Origin of the sequence: Neoluteolibacter marinus, assembly GCF_014904755.1 — a bacterium.
GTDB classification, from domain to species: domain Bacteria; phylum Verrucomicrobiota; class Verrucomicrobiia; order Verrucomicrobiales; family Akkermansiaceae; genus Haloferula; species Haloferula marina.
This window is the reverse complement of sequence record NZ_JACZFQ010000101.1, coordinates 15,867-40,572: the sequence shown is the minus strand read 5'-3', so window position 1 is coordinate 40,572 and position 24,706 is coordinate 15,867. Positions and strand designations below refer to the sequence as shown.

19 protein-coding genes and 1 riboswitch are annotated in these 24,706 nt (G+C 65.4%); of the genes, 6 read left to right on the top strand and 13 right to left on the bottom strand.

The window, feature by feature from the left end; genetic code table 11:
- The first annotated feature begins 45 nt into the window (after window positions 1–45).
- Both IG178_RS19950 and IG178_RS19945 read left to right on the top strand, forming a co-directional pair.
- Window positions 46–987, top strand: coding sequence for a hypothetical protein (locus tag IG178_RS19950; protein ID WP_193214348.1), 942 nt, complete (start codon window positions 46–48; stop codon window positions 985–987).
- A 15-nt stretch (window positions 988–1,002) separates the two neighbouring features.
- A complete protein-coding gene (locus tag IG178_RS19945) occupies window positions 1,003–1,941 on the top strand; it encodes a hypothetical protein (RefSeq protein ID WP_193214347.1) in 939 nt (312 codons plus the stop codon).
- A gap of 158 nt (window positions 1,942–2,099) precedes the next feature.
- Here the strand turns inward: IG178_RS19945 and IG178_RS19940 are convergent, their stop codons facing one another.
- The 6 genes from IG178_RS19940 to IG178_RS19915 all read right to left on the bottom strand — a co-directional run bounded on the left by IG178_RS19940 (window position 2,100) and on the right by IG178_RS19915 (window position 10,630).
- Window positions 2,100–2,438: a hypothetical protein gene (locus IG178_RS19940; protein WP_193214346.1), complete on the bottom strand. Its 339-nt coding sequence runs from the start codon at window positions 2,436–2,438 to the stop codon at window positions 2,100–2,102.
- Window positions 2,422–2,835: a hypothetical protein gene (locus tag IG178_RS19935; protein WP_193214345.1), complete on the bottom strand. Its 414-nt coding sequence runs from the start codon at window positions 2,833–2,835 to the stop codon at window positions 2,422–2,424. Before IG178_RS19935 ends, IG178_RS19940 begins: the two co-directional genes overlap by 17 nt.
- 352 nt (window positions 2,836–3,187) lie before the next feature.
- Window positions 3,188–5,017, bottom strand: coding sequence for a TonB-dependent receptor plug domain-containing protein (locus tag IG178_RS19930; RefSeq protein WP_193214344.1), 1,830 nt, complete (start codon window positions 5,015–5,017; stop codon window positions 3,188–3,190).
- Window positions 5,018–5,069: 52 nt separating this feature from the next.
- Window positions 5,070–5,171: riboswitch (adenosylcobalamin-variant (AdoCbl-variant) riboswitch) on the bottom strand.
- A gap of 118 nt (window positions 5,172–5,289) precedes the next feature.
- Entirely contained in the window at window positions 5,290–5,808 is a 519-nt protein-coding gene (locus IG178_RS19925; RefSeq protein WP_193214343.1) for a hypothetical protein, read from the bottom strand.
- Window positions 5,809–5,821: 13 nt separating this feature from the next.
- Complete coding sequence (locus tag IG178_RS19920) at window positions 5,822–7,387, bottom strand: DUF1501 domain-containing protein (RefSeq protein WP_193214342.1); 1,566 nt, start codon at window positions 7,385–7,387, stop codon at window positions 5,822–5,824.
- 12 nt (window positions 7,388–7,399) lie between these two features.
- Window positions 7,400–10,630 carry a DUF1800 family protein gene (locus IG178_RS19915; protein ID WP_193214341.1) on the bottom strand — a complete coding sequence of 1,077 codons (3,231 nt, stop codon included), beginning with the start codon at window positions 10,628–10,630 and terminating at the stop codon, window positions 7,400–7,402.
- A 528-nt stretch (window positions 10,631–11,158) separates the two neighbouring features.
- Between IG178_RS19915 and IG178_RS19910 the strand changes: the two genes are divergently transcribed.
- Complete coding sequence (locus IG178_RS19910; RefSeq protein ID WP_193214340.1) at window positions 11,159–11,920, top strand: spermidine synthase; 762 nt, start codon at window positions 11,159–11,161, stop codon at window positions 11,918–11,920.
- Between the two features lie 32 nt (window positions 11,921–11,952).
- Window positions 11,953–12,612 carry a hypothetical protein gene (locus tag IG178_RS19905; protein ID WP_193214339.1) on the top strand — a complete coding sequence of 220 codons (660 nt, stop codon included), beginning with the start codon at window positions 11,953–11,955 and terminating at the stop codon, window positions 12,610–12,612.
- Window positions 12,613–12,619: 7 nt separating this feature from the next.
- On the opposite strand, the gene IG178_RS19900 is transcribed toward IG178_RS19905, so the two are convergent.
- The 5 genes from IG178_RS19900 to proC form a co-directional block, all read right to left on the bottom strand.
- The gene (locus tag IG178_RS19900; RefSeq protein ID WP_193214338.1) at window positions 12,620–13,546 is read right to left on the bottom strand and encodes a TIM barrel protein; all 927 of its coding nucleotides are present in this window, start codon (window positions 13,544–13,546) and stop codon (window positions 12,620–12,622) included.
- A 546-nt stretch (window positions 13,547–14,092) separates the two neighbouring features.
- Window positions 14,093–14,782 (bottom strand): 16S rRNA (cytidine(1402)-2'-O)-methyltransferase, encoded by a 690-nt coding sequence (rsmI, locus tag IG178_RS19895; RefSeq protein WP_193214337.1) that lies wholly within the window; start codon window positions 14,780–14,782, stop codon window positions 14,093–14,095.
- Between the two features lie 4 nt (window positions 14,783–14,786).
- A complete protein-coding gene (lptE, locus tag IG178_RS19890) occupies window positions 14,787–15,290 on the bottom strand; it encodes an LPS assembly lipoprotein LptE (protein ID WP_193214336.1) in 504 nt (167 codons plus the stop codon).
- A gap of 12 nt (window positions 15,291–15,302) precedes the next feature.
- Window positions 15,303–16,241 (bottom strand): tetratricopeptide repeat protein, encoded by a 939-nt coding sequence (locus IG178_RS19885; protein ID WP_193214335.1) that lies wholly within the window; start codon window positions 16,239–16,241, stop codon window positions 15,303–15,305.
- Between the two features lie 58 nt (window positions 16,242–16,299).
- Window positions 16,300–17,088 carry a pyrroline-5-carboxylate reductase gene (proC, locus tag IG178_RS19880; protein WP_193214334.1) on the bottom strand — a complete coding sequence of 263 codons (789 nt, stop codon included), beginning with the start codon at window positions 17,086–17,088 and terminating at the stop codon, window positions 16,300–16,302.
- Between the two features lie 84 nt (window positions 17,089–17,172).
- On the opposite strand from proC, the gene IG178_RS19875 reads away from it, so the two are divergent.
- A complete protein-coding gene (locus IG178_RS19875) occupies window positions 17,173–18,831 on the top strand; it encodes a tetratricopeptide repeat protein (RefSeq protein WP_193214333.1) in 1,659 nt (552 codons plus the stop codon).
- On the opposite strand, the gene IG178_RS19870 is transcribed toward IG178_RS19875, so the two are convergent.
- On the bottom strand, window positions 18,832–20,061 hold the full coding sequence (locus IG178_RS19870; RefSeq protein ID WP_193214332.1) for a 4-hydroxy-3-methylbut-2-enyl diphosphate reductase: 1,230 nt from the start codon (window positions 20,059–20,061) through the stop codon (window positions 18,832–18,834).
- Window positions 20,062–20,099: 38 nt separating this feature from the next.
- Window positions 20,100–20,786: a YwaF family protein gene (locus IG178_RS19865; RefSeq protein WP_193214331.1), complete on the bottom strand. Its 687-nt coding sequence runs from the start codon at window positions 20,784–20,786 to the stop codon at window positions 20,100–20,102.
- Window positions 20,787–20,936: 150 nt separating this feature from the next.
- On the opposite strand from IG178_RS19865, the gene IG178_RS19860 reads away from it, so the two are divergent.
- On the top strand, window positions 20,937–24,692 hold the full coding sequence (locus IG178_RS19860; protein ID WP_193214330.1) for a PVC-type heme-binding CxxCH protein: 3,756 nt from the start codon (window positions 20,937–20,939) through the stop codon (window positions 24,690–24,692).
- Window positions 24,693–24,706 lie beyond the last annotated feature (14 nt).

Genomic DNA, 24,706 nt, shown 5'->3' with positions numbered 1-24,706 from the left:
CCCGGCGAGGAGGAAAAAGCCCCTCGTCCCGCCCTCCATCCTTCCTTGACGCCCGTCCCCGGCTTTCCTCCAACTCCTCCCATGGCAAAAGCTCGATCCGCCCTCGTCCACCTCGCCCTCGGACTCGCGGGGTGGGGGATCGCCACCCTGCTGTCGCCGCTTGTTCCCGTCGGGAAAAAGGATCACGCGGAGGAGTCCGCCACCCTTCCCTCCAAGACGCCCCGCCCCCGCCTCGATGTCCCCGGCGGCCGCCAGATCCTCGCCCGGCTCATGACCCGGCGCGATTCCGGGGAAGCATTGCAGCGCCCCGAATGGGAGACGGCGTCTCTGGACGCCCGGATCGAGGAAGAGTTCGAGGATCGCGACGTCCATGAAACCGCCACCCTCAAGCGGATCACGGATCCGGAGAAGGCGTACCTCGCCAAGGCTGACATCCTGGTCTCAAGGGACCTCGATTCTCTCATCAACGGAAAGAATGGTCCGGACCTCGCCTACGCCTTTCGCCACGGTCGCATGGACGCCCTTGAGATCCGCGACCTCCTCGCGGCCCGGCTTCCGGATCACGCCACTCACCCGGCCTTCCTCAGGACAATCTACAGGGAGCTCGTCGATCACGACCCCCTCCGCGCGGAGGTCCTCCTCGAAGACGTACCTCAGCCAAAGGCCATCCAGATGAAATACGACGCCTTGGACCATATCGCCGAGGATTTTGGGCCAGAACAGTACTTTCGCTTCCTTGCGTCCATTCCTTACTCCGAGGATCCGACTGAGAGCAGGCAGCGTCGTCGGCTCCATAGGAAAAAGGCGGTGATTTACCTGAGCCTATATGAAAGCGATTTCACCCGCTTCGTCGAGCAGCAGGCCCCAGGGCCGGACCGGGACTTCAACCTGGAGATCATCGCCAAAGCCCACGAGACATCCAGTCCCGCCGAAGCTGTCCGCGTTCGTCGGCTGACCAAAGTCCTTCAAGGTCTTGATGGAGACTAGCCGCCCCGCCCCTCCATGACCGCTTTTTTCCAATCCTGGCGCACAAAGCTCGCCGTCCTGTTGCTCGGCGCGGCCCTTGGAGTGGCAGGATCCAGGGCCAAGCCCGTCGACGAGGCTGGCAACCTGCCGGTCTTGGATACCTCCGGGCGGTCGCCATTGCAGTCTCGGCCGCCCTCGTCCCTTGATCACGGAGCCTCGAAAGTCCTCCGCAATCCCTCCAGTTTGCCCACCGAGGCATATTCCGCCGCTTGGGAGTCCTTGAAGGACGGCAAGCTTCCCCGCGACACCCGGATTGGAATCCAATCCACCCTCCTCGCCGAATGGGCGGAGATCGACCTGGAGTCGGCCCTTCGCGCTGCGATGGCGGATCCGGGTTGGCTCAGGGACGATCCCTTTTTGACCAACCCATGGATCGATTGGTCTCCGGCCATCTCCCGGCAGCTGGATCTCGTATGGGACCTGATCCAGCGCCACGCTTTCGGTCCCCGGACCGGCGAGCTCCGCCGCTTGTGGATTGAAGCCAAGGCGAAGGAGGATCCCGTCGGCCTCCTTTCCCACTTTGGTGAACTCCCTCCCCGGATCGACCCCGGAGTGTTCACCGTCAATTCCCGCGATGAAGCTGTCGCCTCCGCCCTGATGTCGGCGCATGATCCCGGCGCGGATCCGAATCTCGGTTTCGAGGCCCTCTCCCGCATCCTCGAGATCCCGGAAGACCAGGGAGGCGGCCACGCGGTACAGGCCGCCGAGAACTCCCTGCCCTCCCTGTCCCCCGGGACGCTCGCCGATCGCATCACGGTTGCGTCGGATCCGGCGATCCGTGCCCTGTACTTCGATGCCTTGATCTTCAGGCTCCGTATGCACGAGGACTCCCTGGAGACCAAGCTCGACCAATGGGTCCCCGCGGAAATCCGGGCCGAGGTCGAGGCCGGGCTTCACGCCAGGGGAGATCGCTGACAGGTCAACACGGGAAACATTTCAAGTGTCCCGGTTCGCTAAATCGGAGCTCTCATTTTCGCTCCTTAGGTGCGTTCCCCTTAAAAGAAAACGGGCGGCACCCGCTCGTTGAGCAAGTGCCGCCGCTGTCCGGGGGAAAAGTCGTTGGTGAAAGTCTTCTATCGTTCCTCGCGGAGCCATTGTTCGTGGCCCCACAGCCCCCAAACGATGCCGGCGAGGCCCATGGTCATCAGCGCGGTGGGCGCGAGCAGGAGGACATCGCTCATCGAGCGGCCGAGCGCATCTTGAAGGCCCGGGGTGAAAATCTGCGGGCGAAGGAGCGCCATCAGCCGGCCCAGCAGCAAAAGCAGGGCCCCCGAGGACAGGAGCGAGCCGCCCCATGATTGATAGCGCTGCGAGAGCCGCACGGCGGCGAGGCCCAGCAGGCCGAGCCCGATCACGCCGAAGGCGTCGAAGAGGAAGGTCTTGGTCAGGAGGATCTCAAGCAGCAGGTCCATGGAACGGGGAGGTGGATGGGGATTCAACCGGAGCGGGCGACTTCTCGGTTTCGAAAATGCCGGCGTGCATGGCGAGACCCAGCCCGAACAGCATCCAGCCGCCGTTCATCGCCACGAGTTTCACGATGTGCCATCCCATCGCGACGTCGGAGTTCGGGGAGAAGAAGCCGACCTGGGAAAGCTTGGGCAGGACGTCGGCATGGTAGAGCGGCAGCACCACCGAATAGCCGAAGGCGAGCAGGATTGCCCCGGCCATCAAGACCTTTGGCGTCCAGCCGTGGGTGCCGCGGGTCATGCGCCAGATCGTCAGCAGCAGGAACGCCCCCATCACGATCATGAAGACCGGACGCATGGCGTTGATCGTGGCGAGCAGCGGGACGCAGGGGGTGAACGTCATGTTGTTAGGTATGACGATCCGTAAGTCCTTGAGCAAGAGGTTATTATATTGTGTTGCGTGACTTCAAATGATCTCGGACTGCTTGGTTTTTAGGATCAAATGGAGTTATTGATACTTCCATTTGATTAGATAGATGACCGCTATGCCCGGTAGGGAGGGGATTCTGCGAGGACGCAGAGCGGCGCTTCTGGGGCGGTTCAAGGCAGAAAGTCGCCCAAATTCGTGCGCAAGGAGGCGCTGATAGTCAGGGACGACGATGTGAATAAAATTTTCCAGCGGGCGCATTTCAGCCCACAAAAACGAAAAAAGGGCACGCTCCGGGTGGAGCGTGCCCCCGATCGGGCGGGTGGCCTTAGAAGTCCAGGGTCATCCCTCCGAAGAAGCCGAGGCCCGCGCCCTCAATGGGCGGAGAGCCGGCGAAATTCGCCAGTTGGTAGGAACTGTCGAAGAGGTTCTCCACCCGGGCGTGGAGGCGCAATTGCTCGGTGGCCTGATAGCTGCCATGGAGCCGGACGAGGAAGTAATCTTCCATGGGAAGACCTCCCCAGGAGCGGTCGTCCACGTAGCTGGCGCCGATCCCGAGCAACCATTTCTCCGCCGGCTTCCAGGTGAGCGAGGCGTTCGCGGTGTGGTCGGGTTGATCGGCCAGCGAGGCGTCGAGGTAGGTCCAGGCGATCCGGTAGCGCCAGGCGCCGTCGCACCACGATCCGGCGATCGCGGTTTCGAGGCCGCGTGCCGGGGTTTCTCCCGGCAGGTTCACCGGTGGGGTGGGGAAGGAGCGGATGCGGTTCTCGATCGAGTTCTCGAACCAGGTCAGGGAGAGGCGGTGATCGCCCGCGATCTCCTGTTCGATCCCGAAGTCCCAGCCAATGCTGTCCTCCGCCTCCAGGTTCGGATTGCCCGCACCGAAGGCGGTGCCGTAGAGGTCGAGGTAGGTGGGGGCACGGAAGGCCCGGCCGATACCACCGCGGAAGATGGTGCCGATCCGCGGGGCCTGCCACGCCGCGCCGGTGCGCCAGGTGATCTCGTCACCGTAGGCGGCGTAGTCTTCCCAGCGGATCACGGCATCGGCGGAGAGCGAGTCGAGGGGCTTCCAGGCCAAGCCGGTGTAGCCGCCGTAGCGGTTCCTGCCGAGGTCGGTGCCGATCGAGTTCCGGAAGTCGGTGTGTTCGAAGAAGGCTCCCCACAGCAGCGTGTAGCAGTCTCCCAGCGCGACGGAGTGATCGGTCGAGACGCTGGTGCGATCGAGGTCCGTGCCGTAGTTCGAGGCCCCGAAGAACCCGAAGTTCTCGTTGTCGTAGTTCTCGCGGTAGTGGCCGACGGTGAAGCGGGCATCCCAACCGGGCGCGAGCGAGGCTTTCGCGTAGACCGTGCCGAGCTGGCTGTCGAGGTGGTCGGTGTTGGCGCCGAAAGCCGGGTAGTCGAAGCGGGAGTCGTTGGCGCGGAAGGTCACGCCGAGGGTCAGCGCGTCGCTCTGGCGCCACTCCGCCCGCAGGGCACCGCGCGATTGGTCGTAGCGCTGGAGTTGGGCGTCGTTGGCGGTGGTGTCGTGGCCGAGGGCCGCGAACCAGGAGAAGGCGCCGGCTCTGCCCTGGGTCGAAGCATGGGTGCCGAGGGTGTCGAAGGATCCGGCTTCGGCGCGCAGGCGGGTCGAAGGAGCGACCTCGCCGTGATCGGTCTCGAGCCAGATCACGCCGCCGACGGCTTCCCCGCCGTGAATGGCGGAGTGCGGGCCGCGCAGGACCTCGATGCGGTCGAAGTCATCGACCCGGGCGCCCGAGAGGAAGTTTCCGAGCGGTGCGGTCGAGTCGCTGACCCGGATGCCATCGACCAGGACCTGCGAGTAGGCCGTGGTGGTGCCGCGGATGAAGAGGGATCCGACGCCACCGGTCTGGGCGGCGGTCGAGGTCGAGATGACGCCCGGCACCTCGTTGAGCGCCGATTTCAAATCGAGGATGCCGCGGTCCTCCAGGTCGCCGGGGTCCAGGGACGTGACCGACGAGGTGATGCGGGTCGCGTCCGCCGGCATGCGCCAGGCCGAGACGATCAGGTCGTCCAGCGTGTCTTCGATTTCGGCACCGGCGTGAAGTGCCGTGGCCAAGGTGATTCCCGTCGCCAACCAAGGGCCCGGGACCGACGCGAGCGGCCGGAAACGACCGTCCGCCTTCTGATGTCTTTGCATGTATGGTGGGTATCCGTGAACCCGAGTTCCGCGGGTTCCTTCAGACAAAACCTGTCAGGCTGGCGATCTGGCTGCCATGGGCCTGTCAGGCCCGTGGATCACAGTGGCGGTACCGCTCCGGAATTTCACCGGATTCCCCATCGATTTCCTGCCCGTGCCACGGGCTTCCCGAAAGGTGCCGCGGCTTTCCCGCGGCGCGGCGGAGGGTGTCGATTTCCGGATCGATGCCAAGCGGGAACTTCCGCTGCGCCGTACAGCCGCGAGGACGCCGGTCACATTCCCGGCTGGTGGACGATGTCGTCGCTGGTCCACATCGTCCGGTCGGGTCCCGCGGAACGCACGTCCATGCGGTGGGCGGAGATCGCGTGGAAGAAATAGGGGACTCCCCAGCGGTCGATCAGCCGCAGCTCGCGGTCGAGGAAAGGACCGCGGCCGGGCAGGTAGGCAAGCCGCCGCGGGTTGGCTCCCAGCAGGGCGGCGGTGATCTCGCGGTTGTCCCCGACCGGGTTGCCCTGATGATGGCGGGCGTACTGCGAGAGCAGGAACTCGATGAACGCGATGTCATCGTGCACCGTGTAGCCGGGAGCATTGAGCACGGTCGCCTGGTCGGCGACATCGAGGCGGGTGATTCCGCGAGGTGCCGGACGCAAGGGGGCACGGGGCGTTGCTCTTTTCATGACGATGGCAGCGTCCCGGGTCGGGGGCGCGGGAGGGGCGTCCGGCCACAAGAGCCACATGGCAACCGACGCCACGGCGACGATCATCCTCCGGTTGTTTCGGATCCAGTTCATGGAGCTTGCGGGTCTAGAGGAAATTCATGTTGGCGCTGGCGACGGTGAACGGATCGTCGAAGCGATGGAGGTTGGGGAAGATCGCCTCCAGTTCGTTGGACCCCGCACCCATCCACGAGGCGAGGACCGCCGAATACTGGTCGACGGAAATGTCGGGGATCCACTGGCCGCGCTGGCTGCCGGTGTCGACCGAGCCCTCGGCGCTGCCGGTTTTCAAACTGGGGAAGTGACCGTAGATCCGTCCTCCCCGCACCGCTCCCCCCATCACCATCGCGTGGCCTCCCCAGGCGTGGTCCGAGCCGGCCGTGGCGGGGTCGGTGCTGTTGGGGTTGAAGGTCCGGTTGAAATCCGATGCCGTGAAGGTGGTCACGTCGTTCCAGACCCCCAGCGCTTGCAACGCGTCGCGGAACGCTTTCATGGATCCGGCGAGTTCCTGAAGAAGGTCGGCATGGGTACCCAGCAGGGTCTGGTGGGTATCGTAGCCGGACATCTGGCAGAAGAAAATCTGCCGGTTGTTGCCGAGGATCGAGCGACTGGCGATGAGTTTGGCGACTGTCTTCAGTTGCCTGCCGAGGCGCGTGTCGGCGTTGGAGAAGATGCCGTCGAAGTCGACTCCGGAGGATGCCGATCCCGTGAGCGCGGCACCGATGACTCCTTCGGTGGCGCGGGCGCGTGTGATGATCTCGCAATAGGCTTCCTCATGGAGGTTCGAGTGCGCCTGGTGCATGATGTCGTCGAAGCACTTCAGACGCTTGCCGGGGTCCGTGTTCTTGTAACTACCGTCCGGATTGATCGCTGCGTCGTAGGGGATGCCGTCATTGGCGAACTGATCAAAGCCGCTGAGCGATAGGCTGCCGTCCGGTCTTACGATGTACTGGATCAAGTCGCCCGCGGTGCCCGTTTGGAACGAACTCATCCCATCCAGCGAAATGGACATCGAGACCTTGGAGGACGCAGGGTCATTGTAGGAAGCATGGAGAAGTTCCGCGGCGCGGCCTCCCCATCCCGAAGTGGTGGGTTTGTCCGCGACAGACGACTGCCATTGTGAGATCTGGTCGAGATGGGAGAAGAGCTGGATTGGCAGTGGAACCGCCCGGTCGAGGTAATCCTGGCGACTTGGAACCGGATAGGCGAGGGTGCCGACATTGCAGATAAAGGCTAGATCACCGGCGTCGAAAAGGCCGGCTAGTTCTGGAGCCAACGGGTGAATGCCCATCGCGGGAAGCAAGTTGCCGTGGTGCCGCTTGAAGGCCTCGGTGTTCTCCGGAACGGCGATCGAGTGGAGGCTCTCGTGGGGGATGGCGAGGATGCTCCGCCCTCGCTCGTAGTCGGCCCGCAGCGGGTCGCTGGCCGGGTCGCCGGCAGGTATCAGGAGATTGTTCGAGTCGTTGCCTCCATTGAGGAACAGGCACACCAGCGCCTTGTAACTGGGGGAGGAAAGCCCTTGGGCCATCGCGGCGGTGATCAGTCGCAGTTGAGCCAGCGCGTTGACCAGTCCGGCCAGTCCAAGCGAGGCGCAGGCCCCCTCGCGCAGGAAGGTCCGGCGGGTGGTGCGGTGAGATTTGTATCGATGGTTCATGGCCGTATTGGATTATTTTTGGATAGCCGCCTCGGAGGAAGAAAGGACCAGCCACAGGGCGTTCCTGATCCGGGTGTCCATGCATGCAGCCTGGACTTCAGCGGATTCGATGCCGTTGCTTTGGGAGCGGATTGACGAGACCGTGGCGAGGATCGTTCCGCGGGCCTGGGATGAGTTGCCGATCGCCGTGGCCTTCAAACGGCCCGCACATAGCAGCAGGTCGATGCGATCGATCACCGACCGGCATGCGGCTTCGATCGACGGCGGGTTGTTGAAGCTGGCGTCGAGGTGGTCGAACTTGCCGTCGCCGTTCGTGTCGACGATCTGCATGTAGAGCAGTACGAGGGGCGTGAGGTCCAGCCGCATGAACTGGGAGGTAATCGTGTAGTTCTGTGGAGGGAGTTCCTGTCCGGGAATGGTGGAGGTTCGCAAGAGATCGAATGTTGCCAGATAGTGGTAGTTGAGCTCCTGGTACCCGCTGCTCTCGTCGAGGAGCTGGAACTCCGGGGAGACGATGGAATTCTCGGCCAGGATCCCCGGTGGAATGTAGTCGGGCCCAAACCAATTGAAGACCGACGGGGCAGACTGGGGTGTCTGCCTGAGCCAGGCGTCGGTGCTTCCCATTCTCACCCTGGTGACGCCGCTCGGGAATTTCATCAACTCGTCCTCGGGGTAGCCGTAGGCGGCGAGATCCGACAGCCTGAAGCCGGAGGCCCCGTCAAAAGCACGAAGGAACGCGACAAAGCGGAGGAGAGGTTCGCGCTTCTTGCCCGATGCGCTCCCGGCAAATGGGATGTCGGGCATGCGGGCTTCCGGGTCGAGCAGGATGGCCTTGATCGTGGCTTTCAAGTCGCCGCCGCTGGCCACGAATCTTGACGATACCCGGAACACGTATCCCCGGGTGGGCTTGGCCGTGACGAACCTCTGGATGAGGCGGCGACAGATGAAGGGTGCGGTGTTGGGGTGGTTTGCCAGGAAATCGAGCAGCCGTTCCAAGTCTTCCTCACCGCCTAGTCCCGGTGGAAGGATCAGGGACATGATGTGCTTTTCCCCGTCATCGTGATGGTCGGGAAACATCGCCATCGGATGTGTCCACTGCGCTTCCAGCCTGGTGATGCCGTCGCCCTGGAAAAAGTTGTTGTTGGTTGCCGTGGTGCTGCTGGTCGGCGGGCTATTGATGGTTCCGAAGGACCATCCGGTGAACACCCGGGCGAGTTCGGAAATGTCCCTTTGGAAATAGGTGGAAATGGGAAGCCCGTCGGCGCCGACTTTCAGGGAACCGTCGGGGTGGAGTTCGGTCAGTCCGATCGAGAAAAGCTGCAGCAACTCCCGGGCGAAGTTTTCGTCCGGTGAAACGATGGCGTTTCCATCTTCGTCAAGGAGGGCCTTGTCGTTGCGAAGGTGGGAAAGATACTGGCCGATCACCGGATGGATGGCCACCATTTCCAGGAGCTTGCGGTAGCTTCCGGATGCACCCGCTGCGAGCATGTCGTGGTAGTTTGCCATGCCATGGGGTCGCCAACGGATGACGGCATCGTGGTCGGACACCACGAAGATCTCGCCCAAGGCGAAGGCTGCCCGTTGTCTCAACTGATCCGGAGCATGGACGGCCAGCAACCACCATCCGCGGATGCGGTTGTGGTAGGCGGGTTCGAAGGCTGGATTGAAATCCGGATGATCCGACGGCAGGCTGGCGCTGAGTTCGATCTCCTGGCGGTCCGCTGCCGTGAGGTAGGCCAGCAGCGACGGGGAGGGCATCGCGAACTGATCGTCGATCCATTGTCCGAAGGCCGCCAAGCGGTCGCCCGAGTGTTCTGCCACGAGCACGCGCAGGTTCTCGATGTCCGCCATGGTGGCGCCGAAGGTTGCCTGGTTCAAGAAGCGCACGATGTCCCGGTCGAGCGCTTCTCCGGCCAAGGGCTGGACCGGGGCCGGATCGGGAGGCGGCTCGAATTCGATCGTTCCGTTCGCCGGATGGAAGGTGCCGCGGACTTCGCCGAGCGGGTGCTGGTCGGATTGGATCGAGAGGGAGAGCGCCGAAGAACAAAGAGCGTCAAGCACCGCCTGATCGGTGGGGCAGTTGCCGCCGGCGCGCAGCGGCCAGTCCTGGCCGTCGTATCCGCCATGGACGAGGGCATGGATCCCGCTGCCGCCGGGGTCTTCGATCCGGATGGCGCTGACCGGGGAATCCAGGGTGGTGAAAGAGAGGCAGATTCTGGCGATGTCATTGTCCGCGGGCAACCAGACGACGGCCGTTCCGCTTCCCCGTGATCCGGAGCCGGGAACCGGGCGAAGATCGGCAAGGAACAGCTGCTGGTTGGCGAGGGTGGGAATCGCATCGCGGAGGAAAACCGTCGCGCCAACGTTCGAGCCGCCGACCACCAGATGAAGCTCCTCCGGGACCTCCCGCTGGTGATCTTTGGTGGCGAGGATCTTCAGTGATACATCGGTCTGGCCCGCGGGGATGACCATGCGATCCGCCACCGGCCCGCCACCTTCATCCTCGAGGTGGTAGTCGCTGGCTTTGGCCGACGACTTCGTGGGATCATCCGCATCCTGTGGTTGGACGAAGACGGTGAAAGGATACCCGATCCCGGTGTCACGGGTGAAGGTGAGTATCGCGGGACTTTGATCCGATTCATAGGCCGTGGTCGTTGTTGCCGTGACGGTCAGATGTCCGTCCTGGAGGCTGCCAAAAATCGTGTCGAAGGCCTCGGCATCGCCGTTTTTGTGTCCCGTGGAGAAGGAATCGTCATCGTCGGGATCGAAGCCGGCCAACTGGCGCTCGTCCCAGTCGGAGATGCCGTCGCGATCGCTGTCGAGGTCGCTGACCTCGAAGATGTAGAAGCCCCTGTCTTCCAGGCGCGCGGTGGTGATCCGCAGGGTCTCCTCGTCGGCGCGGTAGGTCTTTCCGTGCGCTTGCCAGGGCCCGGCCGGAGAGAGCGCGCGCTGCAGCCGGTATCCTTTCCCGGGCTGGGCGGTGATTTCGATGACGACCTGCGATGCGTCCAGCGACAGGATGGTGGCGGCAGGCCTCGAGTTGGGGTCGCGGGGGTCGGTTCCCGCGAGGGCCTCGTCCTCATTCGTGAGGCCGTCGCGATCCGTATCCTGGGTCGGGACCAGATCGTTCGCGTTGAAACGGGCGAGCCATACCTTAGAGCCTGCTCCGGAAATCGGGCCGATGGCCTGGGCATGGGTGAGAATCAAACTGCATGCAATCCACAGGGGAGGGGGGATTTTCATGGCGTTGTGTCGGGCCTGAGATCCGGGTGGGGTGACCAGCGGTTTCCATGGACCCGGGCTGCCCGGCGGGCAGCCTGGTGAGTGACCTGCAGCGCCCCGGGACAGATCCGGAGCCTCCATGTGCAAACGGGGTTGCAGGATGAAGGCACCGGTGATGCCCCGCGCAAAGGATCACGCGGTTCTCTCAGGGCCGGCGGGAGGGCTCCGGCACGCCCGGGACGCTTGGATCTTGTGGCTCTGCGCCGTCATAGTGAAACCGACGCATGGGGTTGGTGGGGCGCAAGTTATGTTAGTTGCCGTTAGGCCGTGGTCTCGTAGCTTGGGCGGATGACATGCCGGGTTCCCAGCCCTTGGTGAAACTCCCGGGGGACGGATCGGCCGGGCTGTTAGGTAAGTGCATTGAGCAGGGCAAGCGATGTGATTGATCAATCAGTGGAAACGAAAGTGCGTATCCAGCGCCGTTCCGGATGACGCCACCAGGCGGGGATTTCGCTTCCGTCGGCCGGGTTTCCGCCCCTTGCTGGACCAATGCCCCTGAGCTGCCACGCCGTTGTCGACACCGCCTTCCAGCAGGTGCAGATCTGGAAATCGGAGCGGCAGTGCGAGTTCCGCGTCGCCGGGGCGATCCATGCCTGGTGGCACCAGAAGCGCTACCTCACCGGCTTGGCGTGGGACAATATCGCCGCGGCTTCCTTGCTCCGGCCGGGCGATCCGCCGGCGTCGATCCTGATGCTGGGATTGGCGGGCGGCACGGCAATGAGGATCCTGCGCCACCTGTTGCCGGAGTGCCGGCTGGTGGCGGTCGACATCGATTCCGAGATCGTCGCGCTGGCGGAATTGAACATGGGCCTCGCGGCTTCGGGGATCGAGATTCACTTCGCCGACGCCTACGCCTGGGTGGAGCGATGTCGCGAGCGCTTCGATGTCGTCATCGATGACGTTTACATGGCGGGTGCCGACGATGTCTTCCGGCCGGGGCGGTCCGACAGCCGGCAGATCGAGTCGCTCCGGCGCCTGGTGGCACCGGGCGGCTTGTTGCTCGCCAACCTGGTCAACGGTGCCGGGCACCGGGCAATGCAGGTCCGGACCCGGGCCTCGTTCCGGGAGGCATTCCAGGTTGTCCGTTCGGTGACCACGCCGGCGAGCATGAACGAAACCCTGGTGGGCGGGGCCGATGTATTGTCGCTCTCGGCCCTGCGGTCCTGGGAAAAGTCCTTTGCCGACGCCACCGACCGGAAGTACTGGCGGCGGCTCAAGGTCCGCCGTCTAACCCCGGTGCCATCGCGTTGACAAGCTGCGGGTGGCCGCACAGGCTCCGCGCCATGGACACGCTGAAGATTCTGCTTGGAGCCACGGTGGCATTGCTGCTGGGGGCCTTGGCTGTTTCGTACAAGAACGCCCCGGTCGCTGCGAACGGCGCCGGCGGAACCGAGTTGATCGACATGCAGCGCCAGCTTCAGGAGCTTCAGATCGAACAGGATCGCCTTGAGACCGAACGGCAGCGGCGGATTCTCCAGGAATCGGTCCAGGCGCCCGCACCGGCCGCCAACTCGGCGGAGATCGCCGCGATGCAGGAGCAGATTGCCCTGCTCCAGGCGGAGAAAGAGAAGGCCGAGCGCGATGCGGAGACCGCCGACCAGGAAGCGGCCTTCGTCGGCGGCAAGATGCTCGAAAGCCGCGACCAGGAATTGCGCCGCGCCCGCATGATCAAGGATTCCCTGGTCATTGCCCGGATCAAGGAATGGGTCGAAGACCCCCAGTTCGGCGGCTTCGCGACGCTCGACATCATCATGCAGGAGAATGTCCAGCCGGGCACGGTCCTCTGCATCCGCCGCAACACCGGCATCCTCGGCAAGCTGCGGGTCGGCGACGTGAGCATCGAGGGTGCGATTGCCAATCCGCTCGGCAGCTTCTCCGAAGCACAGCCGCAACCGGGCGACGAGCTTATCCTCGAGCCGCCCTTCGACGGTCCGGGCAACTGAGGTCCGGCTAGCTCCGGTCCGGGAACTGGTGTTTCCAGACGACCAGGGCGTCGCGGATTTCCGCGGAGCGGCGCGTGGGGCTGAGTTCCCAGACCAGCGGGCAACCCGCCGGGAAGTGAGGCAGCAGCTTCTCGTATTCCAGGGTGCCGGTGAACGGCACCTGGTGGTCCCGCTCCGGCCACTTCACGTCGTGGACATGGCCGCCGATGAGGTGGGGGGAGATCCGCCGCAGCCACTCCTGGTGATCGAGCAGGCCGAGGTTGTGCTTCAGTTGTACGTGGCCGAAGTCGTGCCAGTAGCCGACCCACGGGTGGTCCTGGAAATGTTCCTGCAGGCGGATCATCTCGCGTTCAGTCGGCATGTCCTCGAAGCGTGAACGTGATTCCACCGCGAGTTTCACGCCGAACTCCTGAGCTTTCTCCGCGATCTCTTCCAGCGCCTCGATGGCCCGCCGGTAGTAGAGCGGCGCGATCTTTTCGCGCTTCTTCACGAAGGCGATTTTCCCGGCGGCGTAGTCGGCGCCGTTGCGGCCGTTTTCGGCGACGATGGCGGTCAGGCGCTTGGTCCACTTGCGGTGGTTCATCGGCACCGATCCCATGTGGAGCACCAGGTACTGCGCCTTGAACTGGGCGGCGAGCTCGAGGGTCTTGAGGGTCATCTCCATCGCCCGCTGGCGGTCGAAGGGCCGGTGTGACGTGTACTCGTAGGCATCCGGGGCATCGATCATCACCTCGACCGGCGAAGGGAAGTAGTTGTGCACCCCGGAGCAGGTGAACTTCCCGGCCTCGTAGGCCTTCTTGATCCCCGGCAACTTCGCGATGGTCATGCCGTGGGACAGCTCGATGTTAGAAAAACCGAGTTCGAGGATCTCGTCGATCATCGCCTCGCCGTCGTGATGACGCGAGTTGTTCCAGCAGGTGGAGAAGGCGAGCACGGGGTGGTTTTGAAGTGCCAGGAGGAAAGTTCCAAGTGCCAAGGGGAAAGAAGACGGAATCGTGGACTTCCGGTTTGCTGCCCCGCGGAAGTAATCTGCCGGCGGATTTCAAAACGATCCTGTCGTGCCGTGAAAAACTTGCCCTCATTGTTCCTCGCCGCTGGCCTATCTGGGACCCGCCCGATTCGATCCGGACGGAGTGGCCGCGGCGCGCATCATGGGAACACGCCGGCCGGATTTCGAATGCCGGGAAGAATTGGAGCTTCATGCATGTCCGGGCTGCGGGGTCGTCCAGCTGCGGCTCGACGAGTCGGACTTCCACCGTTTGAAGAACCGGGAGAGCTCCGTGAAACACCTGGCGAATCTACGCAAGGAATTCCCGGTCGTGGGACGGCATCCCCTGTGGGCTGAATTCCTCCGCGGCGATCCGGCTCACGCTCACCTTGAGCCCACCGACCGAGAGGTGTTGTTTGCCGACTGGCTGGCGGCACGCGGGTGCCAATCCTGACATCAACGGGGCACAGATCGGGCTGCCCCCCCCCACGGTCAGCTGCTGCGGACGAGAAACACGATCTCCCCCTTCGGGGAATGCGCCTGGAAGTGCGCAAGGAGCTCCGCCGCGCTGCCGCGGTGGTAGGTCTCGAATTTCTTGGTCAGCTCGCGGGCCACGCAGCACGGGGCATGGGGGTGCTTGCCGGCGAGCAGCTCGAGGGTCGACAGCAGGCGGTGCGGGGATTCGAAGAAGATGCTGGTGCCCTCGGTTTCCAGCGAGTCCTCGAGGATGGCGAGCCGCTTGCCCTTTTTGATCGGCAGGAAGCCGAGGAAGCGGAAGGCGTGGACCGGAAAGCCGGAGCCGACCAGGGCGACGAGGACGGCGGAGGGGCCGGGCAGGACCTCGAAGGGCAACTCCTGTTCGATGCAGGCCTGGACGACGCGGTAGCCGGGGTCGGACACGGCGGGCATTCCGGCGTCGGTGATCACGGCCACGGTTTCGCCACCGCGCACGGCGTCGAGCAGCTCCGGCAGGCGGCGCGCTTCGTTGTGGTCGTGGAGCGAAACCAGCGGCTTGCCGGAAATGCCGAGCCGGGCGAGCAGCGGCGAGGAATGGCGGGTGTCCTCGCAGGCGATCCGGCTGGCCTCCTTCAGCACCTCGATCGCCCGCAGGGTGATGTCACCCATGTTGCCGATGGGCGTGGGGACGAGCACGAAGCGGCCGCCGGCGGGGTCTTCTACCATGGGGTCAGAAACCGTTGGCGATGCGCGACACCATCGACGCACTGGCGCGCTGGAGGGCGTCGGGCAGGGCGTTGTTGCGGGAGGTCTGGAGATTGGAGTCGACGAAGAAGCGGCTGGAGCCGGTCGAGCTGCCGGAGGCCAGGACCTTCATGGGATCGCGGGCGTCCTTGAGGGTCCAGTTGATGGTCACCTGGTTCTGGAGTTCCTCCGGGCGCAGGGTGTCGAGCCGGGTGGAGCGCAGCGGGGTGTAGGTGATGGTGTGGACGGTGCCGCTGAGGATGGCATCGGCCTTGTCGATGTCGGTGATGCGGTAGGTGCCGTCGAGCACGATGGCATCGGCCGCGGCGCTGGTAGCGAGGGCCTCTGCGCGCGGGTGGAGGGTGTCGTTCTGGAACATCGGGACGTTGATGTTCCGCACGTCGCGGAGAACGGCCGGCTTGGCACCGCCGAGCTGGTAGCCGGTGCAGGAGGTGGCGGCGAGGGCGATCAGGAAAAGGGCGGTGCGCATGGCGGGGAGCGGTTAGTTGCCGCCGAGGGCGGCGAGACGGGCTTTGGCCTTGTCGTGGAGTTCGCCCGACTTGGTCTTGCGGACGACTTCTTCGTAGTAAAAGCGGGCGGAGCCGGTGTCGCCCTTGCGCTCGTAGAACTCGGCGATGTCGTAGGAGCGCTGGAGGTCCTGGCTGCCGAGGGTCGAGAGCAACTGGCGGGCTTCGCCGTTCTTCGAATGGCCGGGGTACTGGCGGAGATAGTCCTGGAGGGCCTCGCGGGAGCGGTCGAGGTTCGCCTGGTCCTGGTTGCCGCGGCGGGCTTCCTCGAGCAGCACCTTGCCGATGCGGAACTGGCCTTCGGGCGCCTCCTTGCTGTCCGGGTAATCGATGACGAGCTGGCGGTAGGCGTTGATCGCCTTGCCGGCGCCGCTGGAGTTGCCCTGGCTCTGCCAGACTTCACCGATGGTGAACTGGGCCTTCGAGGCGGTCGGGGAGCTCGGGGCGTTGTCCCGGACCTTGGCGAGCATGTCGGTGATCTTGTCGTTCGAGATGCTCGATTTGAGGCCGAGGAAGCTGGTCTTCACCTGGCCGTCCGCCGCGGACTGGGCCATCCGCGCCTGGCGGGTGAGCGCCTTCTCGTAGAGGCCGCTGCCATTGTAGCGGGTCAGGAATTCCTGATAGGCGTCGAAGGAATCGCGGATCTTCCCTTGCTGTTCGAGCAGTTCGCCCTGGCGGAAGCGGGCCTCGGGGGCGCGCTTGGAGATCGGCAGCTCATCGGCGATTTCCTCGTAGGTCTTGATCGCCTTGGACGTCTTGCCGGCGCTTTCCGCGGACTGGGCCTGGGCAAAGAGGGCTTCGGCGCGTTCGTGGCCGGGGTCGGTGTTGCCGGCCAGCGGCGGAATGTCGGAATCGTTCCCGCAGGACGCGAAAACCAGGGCGAGGGCGGGAAGAACGAAGCGCGGGGATCGCATGGCGGGGACGTTAGGAAAGGCGGGGACGGGGCGTGAAGTGAAATCCACGCGGCACGGGTCACGAGGCACCCAGCTCGGCGGCGCGGCGGGCGGCGGCGTGGACGGCCTCGATGAAGTGCGAGCGCACCGCGCCCTTCTCGAGGGCGGCCAATCCGGCGATGGTGGTGCCGCCAGGCGAGGTGACCATGTCCTTGAGCAGGCCGGGGTGATGGCCGGTTTCGAGCACCATGGTCGCGGAGCCGAGCACGGTCTGGGCGGCGAGCTGGAGCGCCTCGGCTCGCGGCAATCCGGCGCGCACGCCGCCGTCGGCCATGGCCTCGATCATGACATACACGAAGGCCGGGCCGCTGCCAGAGAGGCCGGTGACGGCGTCCATCAAAGATTCCGGGAGTTCGACGGCGATTCCCACCGATCCCAGCAGCAGGCGGGCGGAGTCGGCATCGGCGGCGGTGGCGGCGAGGCCGCGGCAAAAGGCGGCGGCACCCTTGCCGACGAGTGCGGGGGTGTTGGGCATGCAGCGGATCACCCGCACGCCGGCTGGCACCCGGGCTTCGAGCCATTTGGAGGTGAGGCCGGCGGCGATCGAGATCAGCAGGGCGTCCCCGGCCGGCAGGGCTTCCAGCGCGGCGGCGGCATGCTGGGGTTTGGTGCAGAGCAGGTAGGTATCGGCGCCGAGGTCGGCGATGGCGGGCACGACCGATGCTCCCGATGTCTCGGCGAATGCCTGTGCCGTCGCCGGATGGCTGTCGCAACCGGTCACGTCGGCCGCGGCGATCGCGCCGGCCCGAATGGCTCCTTCCACCAGGGCGCTGCCCATTTTCCCGCAACCGATGACGCCGAGTTTCATGTCGCGGGAGCCTAGGGCGGCCGGGTTGTGGCGGGCGAGCGTCATTTTACTTGAGGCGAGGGAATCGGGGGACATCGTCCGGGCATGCGATTCCTCCTAGCCGCCTTGCTTTCCGTCACACTCGCCGCCGCGGCGGAGGATCCTCTGCCCGGGGTCGCAGCGGTGGTTTCGGAGCGGATCAAGGACCTCCCGGAGCCGACCTCGCCGGCGATTCCCGAAGGTCTCAAGATGGCCATCACGACCGAGGAGCCGAAGGCCCAGCAACACGTCCTGGATGGCCTCAACAACCTGCACGGCGGCTGGGACCTCGAGGCCTACCGTCATTTCTGCGCGGCGCTGGAGCTCGATCCCGACTGCCTGATGGCGCACTGGGGCGTGGTGATGAGTCTGCTCGACCCCGAGCCCGACATGGTCGAGCACCGCACGGCGGCGCTGCGGCGAATGCTCAAGCTCGTCGAGGACGAGGCCGGCACCGAATTGGAGCGTTCTTATGCCTATGCGGTCGCGGTTTTCCTGGAAAAGGGAGCGGTGGCCGCGGCGGATGCCTTTCGCAAGATCGCGGAGAAGTTTCCCAATGATCCGCAGTTGAAGCTGTTGCACGCGGCCTTCGGGCGCTCGGGCTACAACGCGGACGGCACGGCCAACGTGGATCAGGAGAAGGCCGAGGCCGCGATCAACGAACTATTGGTCCGCAGCCCCGACCAGCCGCTGTATCTATCCGCCTACCTGACGATCCGGGCGGAAGCACCGGATCTTCGCGGCGACCTGGCCCGCGCCCGCCACCTGTGCGAGTTGGCACCCGGCTACGCGCCGTTCCTGCACCTGCTCGGGCACTACGAGCTGCGCAACGGCAACATCGCCCAGGCGGTCGGTGCCTTTGCGCGGGCCGGCGAGATCTATCGCAAGTGGATGAACGATACCGGCCTGGATCACACCGACTGCCCCGGCTGGGTGAAGTCGGAGTGCTACCGCGCGGTGTCGCTGGCGATCAAGGGCGACTATGCCAACGCCCTGGCCGTGGCCGATTCGGTCGCGGCGATCGACGTGCCGGTCGAGCGCACCCGCAGTGAAGGTGGACAGCTCCTGCTGTGGGAAGGCCGCACGCTGGCGACGCGGATCCTGATGCGGCGCGCGGGCAAGGGGGATGCCGCCCGGGCGATCGCGAAGCTGCCCGATCCGGCGAGTCAGAAGAAGTTCGCCAAGCGCACGATGTCGATCTGGCTCTACCAGGGTCTGGCCTTCGTGCTGGAGGCCCGCAAGGCGCTGGAAGCCGGCAACCTCGAGGAAGCCCGCAAGATCGGCGACGCCCTGACCCTCCACGGCGAGGAGATGGTGAAGACCCGCGAAACGGCGAATGCCGGTGGCGAGCGTTCGGCGTGGTTGCGCGCATTCACCACGCTGGAAATTTCCGCGAGCGAGCTGCGCGGCCTGATGGCGCTGGCCGGTCCGAAGGCGGACATCGGTTCGGCCTTCAACTGGTTCAGGGCGGCGCTCGACCGCCAGAAGCCGGCTTCGCTGCTGATGCCCCCGGGGACCTTGCTGCCGATGGAAGCCCGGCTGTCCGAATACTACCTGGCCAAGGGCGACGCGAAGGCGGCGGTGGACACCCTTTACGAAGCGCAGGGGTGGCACACCAATGACCTCGAGATCCTCAGCCGCCTCGAGACCGCCCTGAAGAAGAACAATTTGCCCGAGCAGGCCGCAGAGATCGCGGCCCAGATCGAGCAGGTGAAATCGGACTGATCAGATCGCCTTCACCTGGTCCCGGGGCACGCCGCGCATCTCGAAGATGCGGAAGATCGTGTCCTCGATCAGGTTGTTCGGGCAGGACGCGCCGGCGGTGATCCCGATCACCGCGGGCTGGTCGCCGAGCAGCACATCCGGATAGCCGCTGGAAATCTCGGACTTCTCGTGCAGGTCGAAGTGGACGATCTGGTCGAGCGACTCGAGGCACTCGGCATTGCGGATGAAAAAGGTGGGGAGTTCCTGTTCCCCGATCTCGACGAGGTGGGTGGTGTTCGAGCTGTTGTAGCCGCCGACCACGAACAGCATGTCCATCGGCCGTCGCAGCATCTCGAAAAGCGCGTCCTGCCGCTCCTGGGTGGCGCCGCAGATTGTGTCGAAGACCAGGTAATTGTCCGGGGATCCGTCGCGGGCAACCACGGCATCGCGAACCCGGCGCTGGATTTCCTCGGTCTCGCTCTTGAGCATGGTGGTCTGGTTCGCCACCCCGACCTTGGTCAGGTGAAGGTCGGGGTCGAAGCCGTCGGACACGGCGTGGGCGAAGCGTTCGAGGAAGGCCACCTTGTCGCCGCCCTCGCGGATGTAGCGGCAGACCGAGTCGGTTTCGTCGAGGGTCAGCACGATGAGATAGTGGCCTTTCCCATTCTCGCCCATTGCCCGCGACGCGGTGGCGCGGGTTTCCTCGTGGCCGGCCTTGCCGTGGATGATCGAGGTGATGCCATCCTTGGCGTAGGTCCGGACGCGGCGCCAGACCTTCATCACGTCGCCGCAGGTGGTGTCGACGACGTAGCAGCCGCGCTGCTCGATCTTGTCCATGAAGTTGGTCGGCGCGCCGAAGGCCGGGACGATCACCACGTCCTCCTCGCCGAGCTGGTCGTAGTCGCCGGTCAGTTGCTCCCAAGGCAGCGAGACGATGCCCATGTCGACCAACTGGCGGTTGACCTCGCCGTTGTGGATGATTTCCCCGATCAGGAAGATGCGGTTGTCGGGGAAGACCCGGCGCGAGGCGTAGGCGAGGTCGATGGCGCGCTCGACGCCGTAGCAGAAGCCGAATTGCTGGGCGAGGCGCACGGTGGTGTTGCCGAGGGTGATCTCACCGCCGGCGGCGCGGATCTTTTCCACCAGCGACGAGCGGAAGTGGCGTTCGACCTCGGCGTTGACCTGAGTCATCACGTCCGGCCGGCGGACATTCACGCGGGGGCGCTTTGGCTTCTTGGCGGCTTCGCTCATGTGCGGGCGATATAGCGCCGGGGGGCCGGGGGACCAACTTATTTCCTTTTCACGACCGGCATCGCCAGCAGCGAGAACAGGAGTGCGGCAATCACCTCCATCCACAGCAGGTAGAGCGGCCAGGGGCCCAGGTGGTCGAGCAGGCTGGGGTTGTCGGGCTTGCGGGCGGTGAAGCCGAAGTTCGAACCGAGCCAGGCGTTCACCGCCATGGAACCCAGCAGGTAAATGTTGATCCACAGCATTGCCGTCAGCGGGTCCCGCCACCACGGGCGGGCGGAGCGCCAGCCGAGGACGACGGGCAGGTAGAACGCTGCACCGACGATGGCGAAGTGGTGGACGAAGAACGCCACGAAGGCGGGGTGGGGGAATCCGATCGAGATCGCGGGCGTCGCCAGCGCCTGGACGGTCGCCGCGAGGCCCCAGTAGTAGGTGAGGACGGCCAGCAAGCGCTTGCCCGTCAGCAGGGCGAAGCCGGCGATGAAGGCCGCCAGGTCGCAAAGCTGCAGCGGCAACCAGCTGTCGAAGTCGGGCGTGGACTCGACCATCGACCAGGCGGCCTGAGTGTAGCCGAAGGCCGCGAGGCAGAGGAAGGCGAGGAGGGCGCGGGCGATGCGCTCGTTGCGCGGGCTGGATCTCCCCAGCAGGAGCAGGGCGCCGATCGCCGCGAAGCCGGCCACCACGGCCCATCCGTGCATCGCGGAAAAGGTCGTGAAGGTCGGCGGCATGACCGGAGGGAATCCTGCCGCGCGCGCGTGGGCAAGGACGCTTCGAGAACTTCGGGTACAGGTGCACCTCTCATGAAATAGCTTGGGGTCGACAAGCCGTAGTGACGCGATCCAATCTGGAACACGTTTGGCACATCAACCAGCGACTGAATGACCCTGAATCCAAGCTTTGCCTCCCTGCTCGCCCTGGCGGCCACGGGATCGACCCTTCTCGCCGCGCCCTTGCGCGTGCTGGTTTCCAGCGATGACAACGATTTCCGCGACCGTTACGCCGCCGCCCTGAAGAAGGCCGGTGCCCAGGTCGTGGCCAGCACTTCGCCCGACGAAGCGGCCCTCGCGAAGGCCGACGTGCTGCTGCTCCACCGCTCGGAATACACGGCTCTCCCGGCCGCCAGCCAGCAGGCGCTGACCGAGTTCACCGGCCGCGGCGGCGGGATCGTCGCCGTCAATGCGGCCATCGCCGCCGGCACCCCGGAGTGGGGGCTGGCGACGCTCGGTGGCGCGTGGGATGAGAAGGACAGCCGCAAGTTCATGAGCACCATGATGCTCTACGTGGTCACCGATTCGCACCCGGTGGTGAAGGACGCGTCGCCTTTCGATATTGAGGACGACACCCTCTACGACCTGACTTTCTCCGACGATATCCAGGTGCTGGCCTCGGCCTACACCCCGAAGGGCCGGGACGCGAAACGCGGCGACGGGCCCAAGGTCCCCGGCCGCGACGTCCGGGCGTCGATTTACGACATTCAGCCACAGATGTGGGCCTACGAGGCGTCCAAGCACCGCGCGGCCGTCTATCTGCCCGGGGCCGCGGAGACGCTGGCTCACGCCAGCTCGCGCGCCTTCATCCTGCGCAGCGTCGCGTGGACCGGGAAGCGGGAGAACGTCGATGAGTTCTGCGGCCCCGCCGAGCTTGCCGACCTGCGCTACCCGGCGGGCGGGCCGAAGCGCGCCGCGGACGCGATCCGCGAGTTCAAGATGCAGCCCGGCTTCCAAGCCTCCGTCGTGGCCGCCGAGCCGCTGATCAGCAAGCCGATCGCCGTGCAGTGGGATGCCGCCGGCCGCCTGTGGGTCGCGGAAACGCCGGAGTACCCGAACGGCCGCCGGCCGCTCAATGCCCCGGCTTGGAAGGAGACCGGGGTGCTGGAGCCCGGCAACTACGACCGCCCGGCCCGCGACAGCATCAGCATGCTGGTCGACAGCGACGGCGACGGGCAGGCCGACAAGAAGCACGTCTTCTACGAGGGCCTCGAGCTCGTCACCGGCTTCTGTTTCCACGAGGACGGCGTGATCGCGGTCGCCCAGCCGAGCATCGTGTGGCTGCGCGATACCGACGGAGACGGCAAGGCGGAGACCGTGACGCCGCTCTTCGACGGCTTCGCGCCCGGCGACACCCACTTCGTCGCCAACCACTTCATCACCGCGCCCGACGGCTGGATCTACGTCAACACCGGCAGCGGCGCCGACGCCAAGGATCCGAAGACCGGCAAGGTGGTGGCCAAGATCTCGCCGGGGGTCTTCCGCTTCAAACCGGACGGCTCGGCCATCGAGCAGATCGCCTCGCAGGGCGGCAATTCCTTCGGCGGCGAGGTCACCAGCGATATGGAAATTTTCCACGGCAAGGCGACCAGCGGCAATCCGATCCAGCACGTGGTGTTGCCGGAGACCGTCTTGTCTCGCGCCGCGAACACCCGCGCCCAGAGTTTTTCTTCCGTGAATCCCGGCCGGACCATCGCCCGCAGCGACCTGCCGACCCGCGCGCCGCTGATGCAGATCGACCAGGTCGGCCGCTACAGCGCCGCCTGCTCGACCATGGTGTACGAGGGCGGGGCTTGGCCGAAGGAATACGACGGCAAGGTCTTCGTCACCGAGGGCATCCTCGACACCATCCACCACGAGGAGCTGGTGCCGGACGGCGCGACCTTCAAGGGCGAGCTCGTCTTGAAGGATCAGGAGTGGCTGCGCTCGATGGACTACTGGTTCTGCCCCATCGACATCACCTTCGGGCCCGACGGCGCGGCCTATGTGCTGGATTTTTACACCCCGGTCGTCGCCCACAACGACACCCGCGGTCCGCAGCACAGCAAGTCCGGCGCGTCGGTGCGTCCCGACCGCGACCACCACTTCGGCCGGATCTACCGGATCCAGCACCAGGCCGCCGCGAAGTTGTCGAATCCGGACCTCTACCACGCCGATGCCGCCAGTCTGGTGGCCGCCTTCAAGCACCCGAACCGCGTGGTGCGCTTCAATGCCATCCGCCTGCTGGTCGAAAAGCAGGAGGCGCTCGGCAAGCAAGCCGTGCCCGCGCTGACGGCCATGGCGAAGGGCGAGGCTTTCATCCCGGCCCGCATCCAGGCGCTTTGGGCGCTGCAGCGGCTCGGCGCTCTCGATGACGCCACGCTGGCTGCCGCGTTCAGCGCTCCCGACTCGAAGGTCCGCAAGAACGCCATGCTCATCGCCGAGGCCGGCGGCCTGCCGCTCGATGGCAAGCAGGTGACCGCCGGGATCGATGACCCCGACGCCCGCGTCCGCCTCGCCACCCTCCGCGCACTCGGTGCCTCGGCCATGAGCCAGGAGGCCAGCGCCGCCCTGCTGGCCGCCTCATCGAAACTCCGTGACCCGTGGTCGAAAGCCGCCGCCGCCGCGGCCGGATCGCGCAACCCGTCGTCCCAGCTTGAATCGATCCTCGCCGCCGAGGGGGACACCGGGCAGAGCGGGGACACCGTGCGCTCTCTGGCCGCCGCCTTGGCGGAAAGCGGGGACGCGAAGCAACTGCTGGGCGTCATTCGCGCTGCGGGGACCTCGCCCCATGCCGACCTGGCGGTGATTGCCCTCGATGAGATCGGCAAGCGCCCGCTCAAGCGTCCCGGCAATGCCAAGGCCATGCTCGACGCCCTCCGGCCGCTGCTGGTTTCCAAGAACCAGCAGCTCGCCGCCGCCGCGTTGCCGCTGGCCGTCCGCTGGGATCGCCGCCGCTACCTTCACAACGATGCCTTCAACGTGGTCCAGATCCTCTTTCAGTGGCTGCGCGACCCGCAGCGCTCCGATGCCGACCGCGCCCATGCCGCCCGCAAGTTGATCGCCGCGCGCGCCTTCGATCCGAAGATCCTCGGCAACGTCATCGGCGCCCTCGACGGGGAGATCTCCTACGCCTTCGCCTCGGAGCTAATCGCCGCGCTTTCCGCCAGCGGCGAGCCTGCCGTCGGCAGCGCCCTGGTCGCCCGTTACCCCGCGCTCCCCGCCCTGCAGAAGGAGCTCGCCTTCGGCGCGCTGGTGAGCCGACCGGAATGGACGAAGCTGCTTCTCGACGCGGTCGAGGCGAAGACAATCGCGGCGGACACGCTGCAACCCGCCCAGGTGTCGCGGCTGACATCTCATCCGGACGCCGACACCGCCAAGCGGGCGACCGCATTGTTCGGGGGTGCCGGCATGTCGAAGGACAAGATCATCGCCGATCTCCTGCCCGAGGTTTCGAAGCCGGGTGACATCGCCAACGGCAAGACCATGTTCGCGGCGGTCTGTTCGTCGTGTCACCGGCTCGAGGGCGCGGGCCACAAGTTCGGCCCCGACCTCGACGGCATCGGCTCCCATCCGGTGCTGGAACTCCTGACCCACATCGTCAATCCCAACCTGGTGGTCGACGATGAGCATCGTACGTGGAACATCACCATGAAGGATGGCCGCCAGTTCTCGGCGCTGATCGCCAGCGAAAACGAGGCGCGGGTCCAGATCCGCCAGCCCGGCGGGGTCACCACCGACCTGAAGGCCGCGGACATCGCCAGCCGCGCCAAGGGCGACAATTCGTTGATGCCGGAGGGACTTGATGCGATGGGTGCCGCCACCTTGCGGGACATCATCGGTTACATGCGCAGTGTTGCCCCGCAAGCCACCCCGGAAAGCAAATAACCCTACCCTGAAGA

Excerpts from the sequence above, each read along its gene's own strand:
- IG178_RS19925 (WP_193214343.1), bottom strand. The coding sequence starts at position 5,808 with ATGAACTGGATCCGAAACAACCGGAGGATGATCGTCGCCGTGGCGTCG.
- IG178_RS19910 (WP_193214340.1), top strand. The coding sequence starts at position 11,159 with ATGCCCCTGAGCTGCCACGCCGTTGTCGACACCGCCTTCCAGCAGGTG.
- IG178_RS19935 (WP_193214345.1), bottom strand. The coding sequence starts at position 2,835 with ATGACGTTCACCCCCTGCGTCCCGCTGCTCGCCACGATCAACGCCATG.
- IG178_RS19940 (WP_193214346.1), bottom strand. The coding sequence starts at position 2,438 with ATGGACCTGCTGCTTGAGATCCTCCTGACCAAGACCTTCCTCTTCGAC.
- IG178_RS19865 (WP_193214331.1), bottom strand. The coding sequence starts at position 20,786 with ATGCCGCCGACCTTCACGACCTTTTCCGCGATGCACGGATGGGCCGTG.
- IG178_RS19920 (WP_193214342.1), bottom strand. The coding sequence starts at position 7,387 with ATGAACCATCGATACAAATCTCACCGCACCACCCGCCGGACCTTCCTG.
- IG178_RS19915 (WP_193214341.1), bottom strand. The coding sequence starts at position 10,630 with ATGAAAATCCCCCCTCCCCTGTGGATTGCATGCAGTTTGATTCTCACC.
- IG178_RS19905 (WP_193214339.1), top strand. The coding sequence starts at position 11,953 with ATGGACACGCTGAAGATTCTGCTTGGAGCCACGGTGGCATTGCTGCTG.
- IG178_RS19945 (WP_193214347.1), top strand. The coding sequence starts at position 1,003 with ATGACCGCTTTTTTCCAATCCTGGCGCACAAAGCTCGCCGTCCTGTTG.
- proC (WP_193214334.1), bottom strand. The coding sequence starts at position 17,088 with ATGAAACTCGGCGTCATCGGTTGCGGGAAAATGGGCAGCGCCCTGGTG.
- IG178_RS19930 (WP_193214344.1), bottom strand. The coding sequence starts at position 5,017 with ATGCAAAGACATCAGAAGGCGGACGGTCGTTTCCGGCCGCTCGCGTCG.
- rsmI (WP_193214337.1), bottom strand. The coding sequence starts at position 14,782 with ATGGTAGAAGACCCCGCCGGCGGCCGCTTCGTGCTCGTCCCCACGCCC.
- IG178_RS19885 (WP_193214335.1), bottom strand. The coding sequence starts at position 16,241 with ATGCGATCCCCGCGCTTCGTTCTTCCCGCCCTCGCCCTGGTTTTCGCG.
- IG178_RS19870 (WP_193214332.1), bottom strand. The coding sequence starts at position 20,061 with ATGAGCGAAGCCGCCAAGAAGCCAAAGCGCCCCCGCGTGAATGTCCGC.
- IG178_RS19860 (WP_193214330.1), top strand. The coding sequence starts at position 20,937 with ATGACCCTGAATCCAAGCTTTGCCTCCCTGCTCGCCCTGGCGGCCACG.
- IG178_RS19875 (WP_193214333.1), top strand. The coding sequence starts at position 17,173 with ATGCGATTCCTCCTAGCCGCCTTGCTTTCCGTCACACTCGCCGCCGCG.
- lptE (WP_193214336.1), bottom strand. The coding sequence starts at position 15,290 with ATGCGCACCGCCCTTTTCCTGATCGCCCTCGCCGCCACCTCCTGCACC.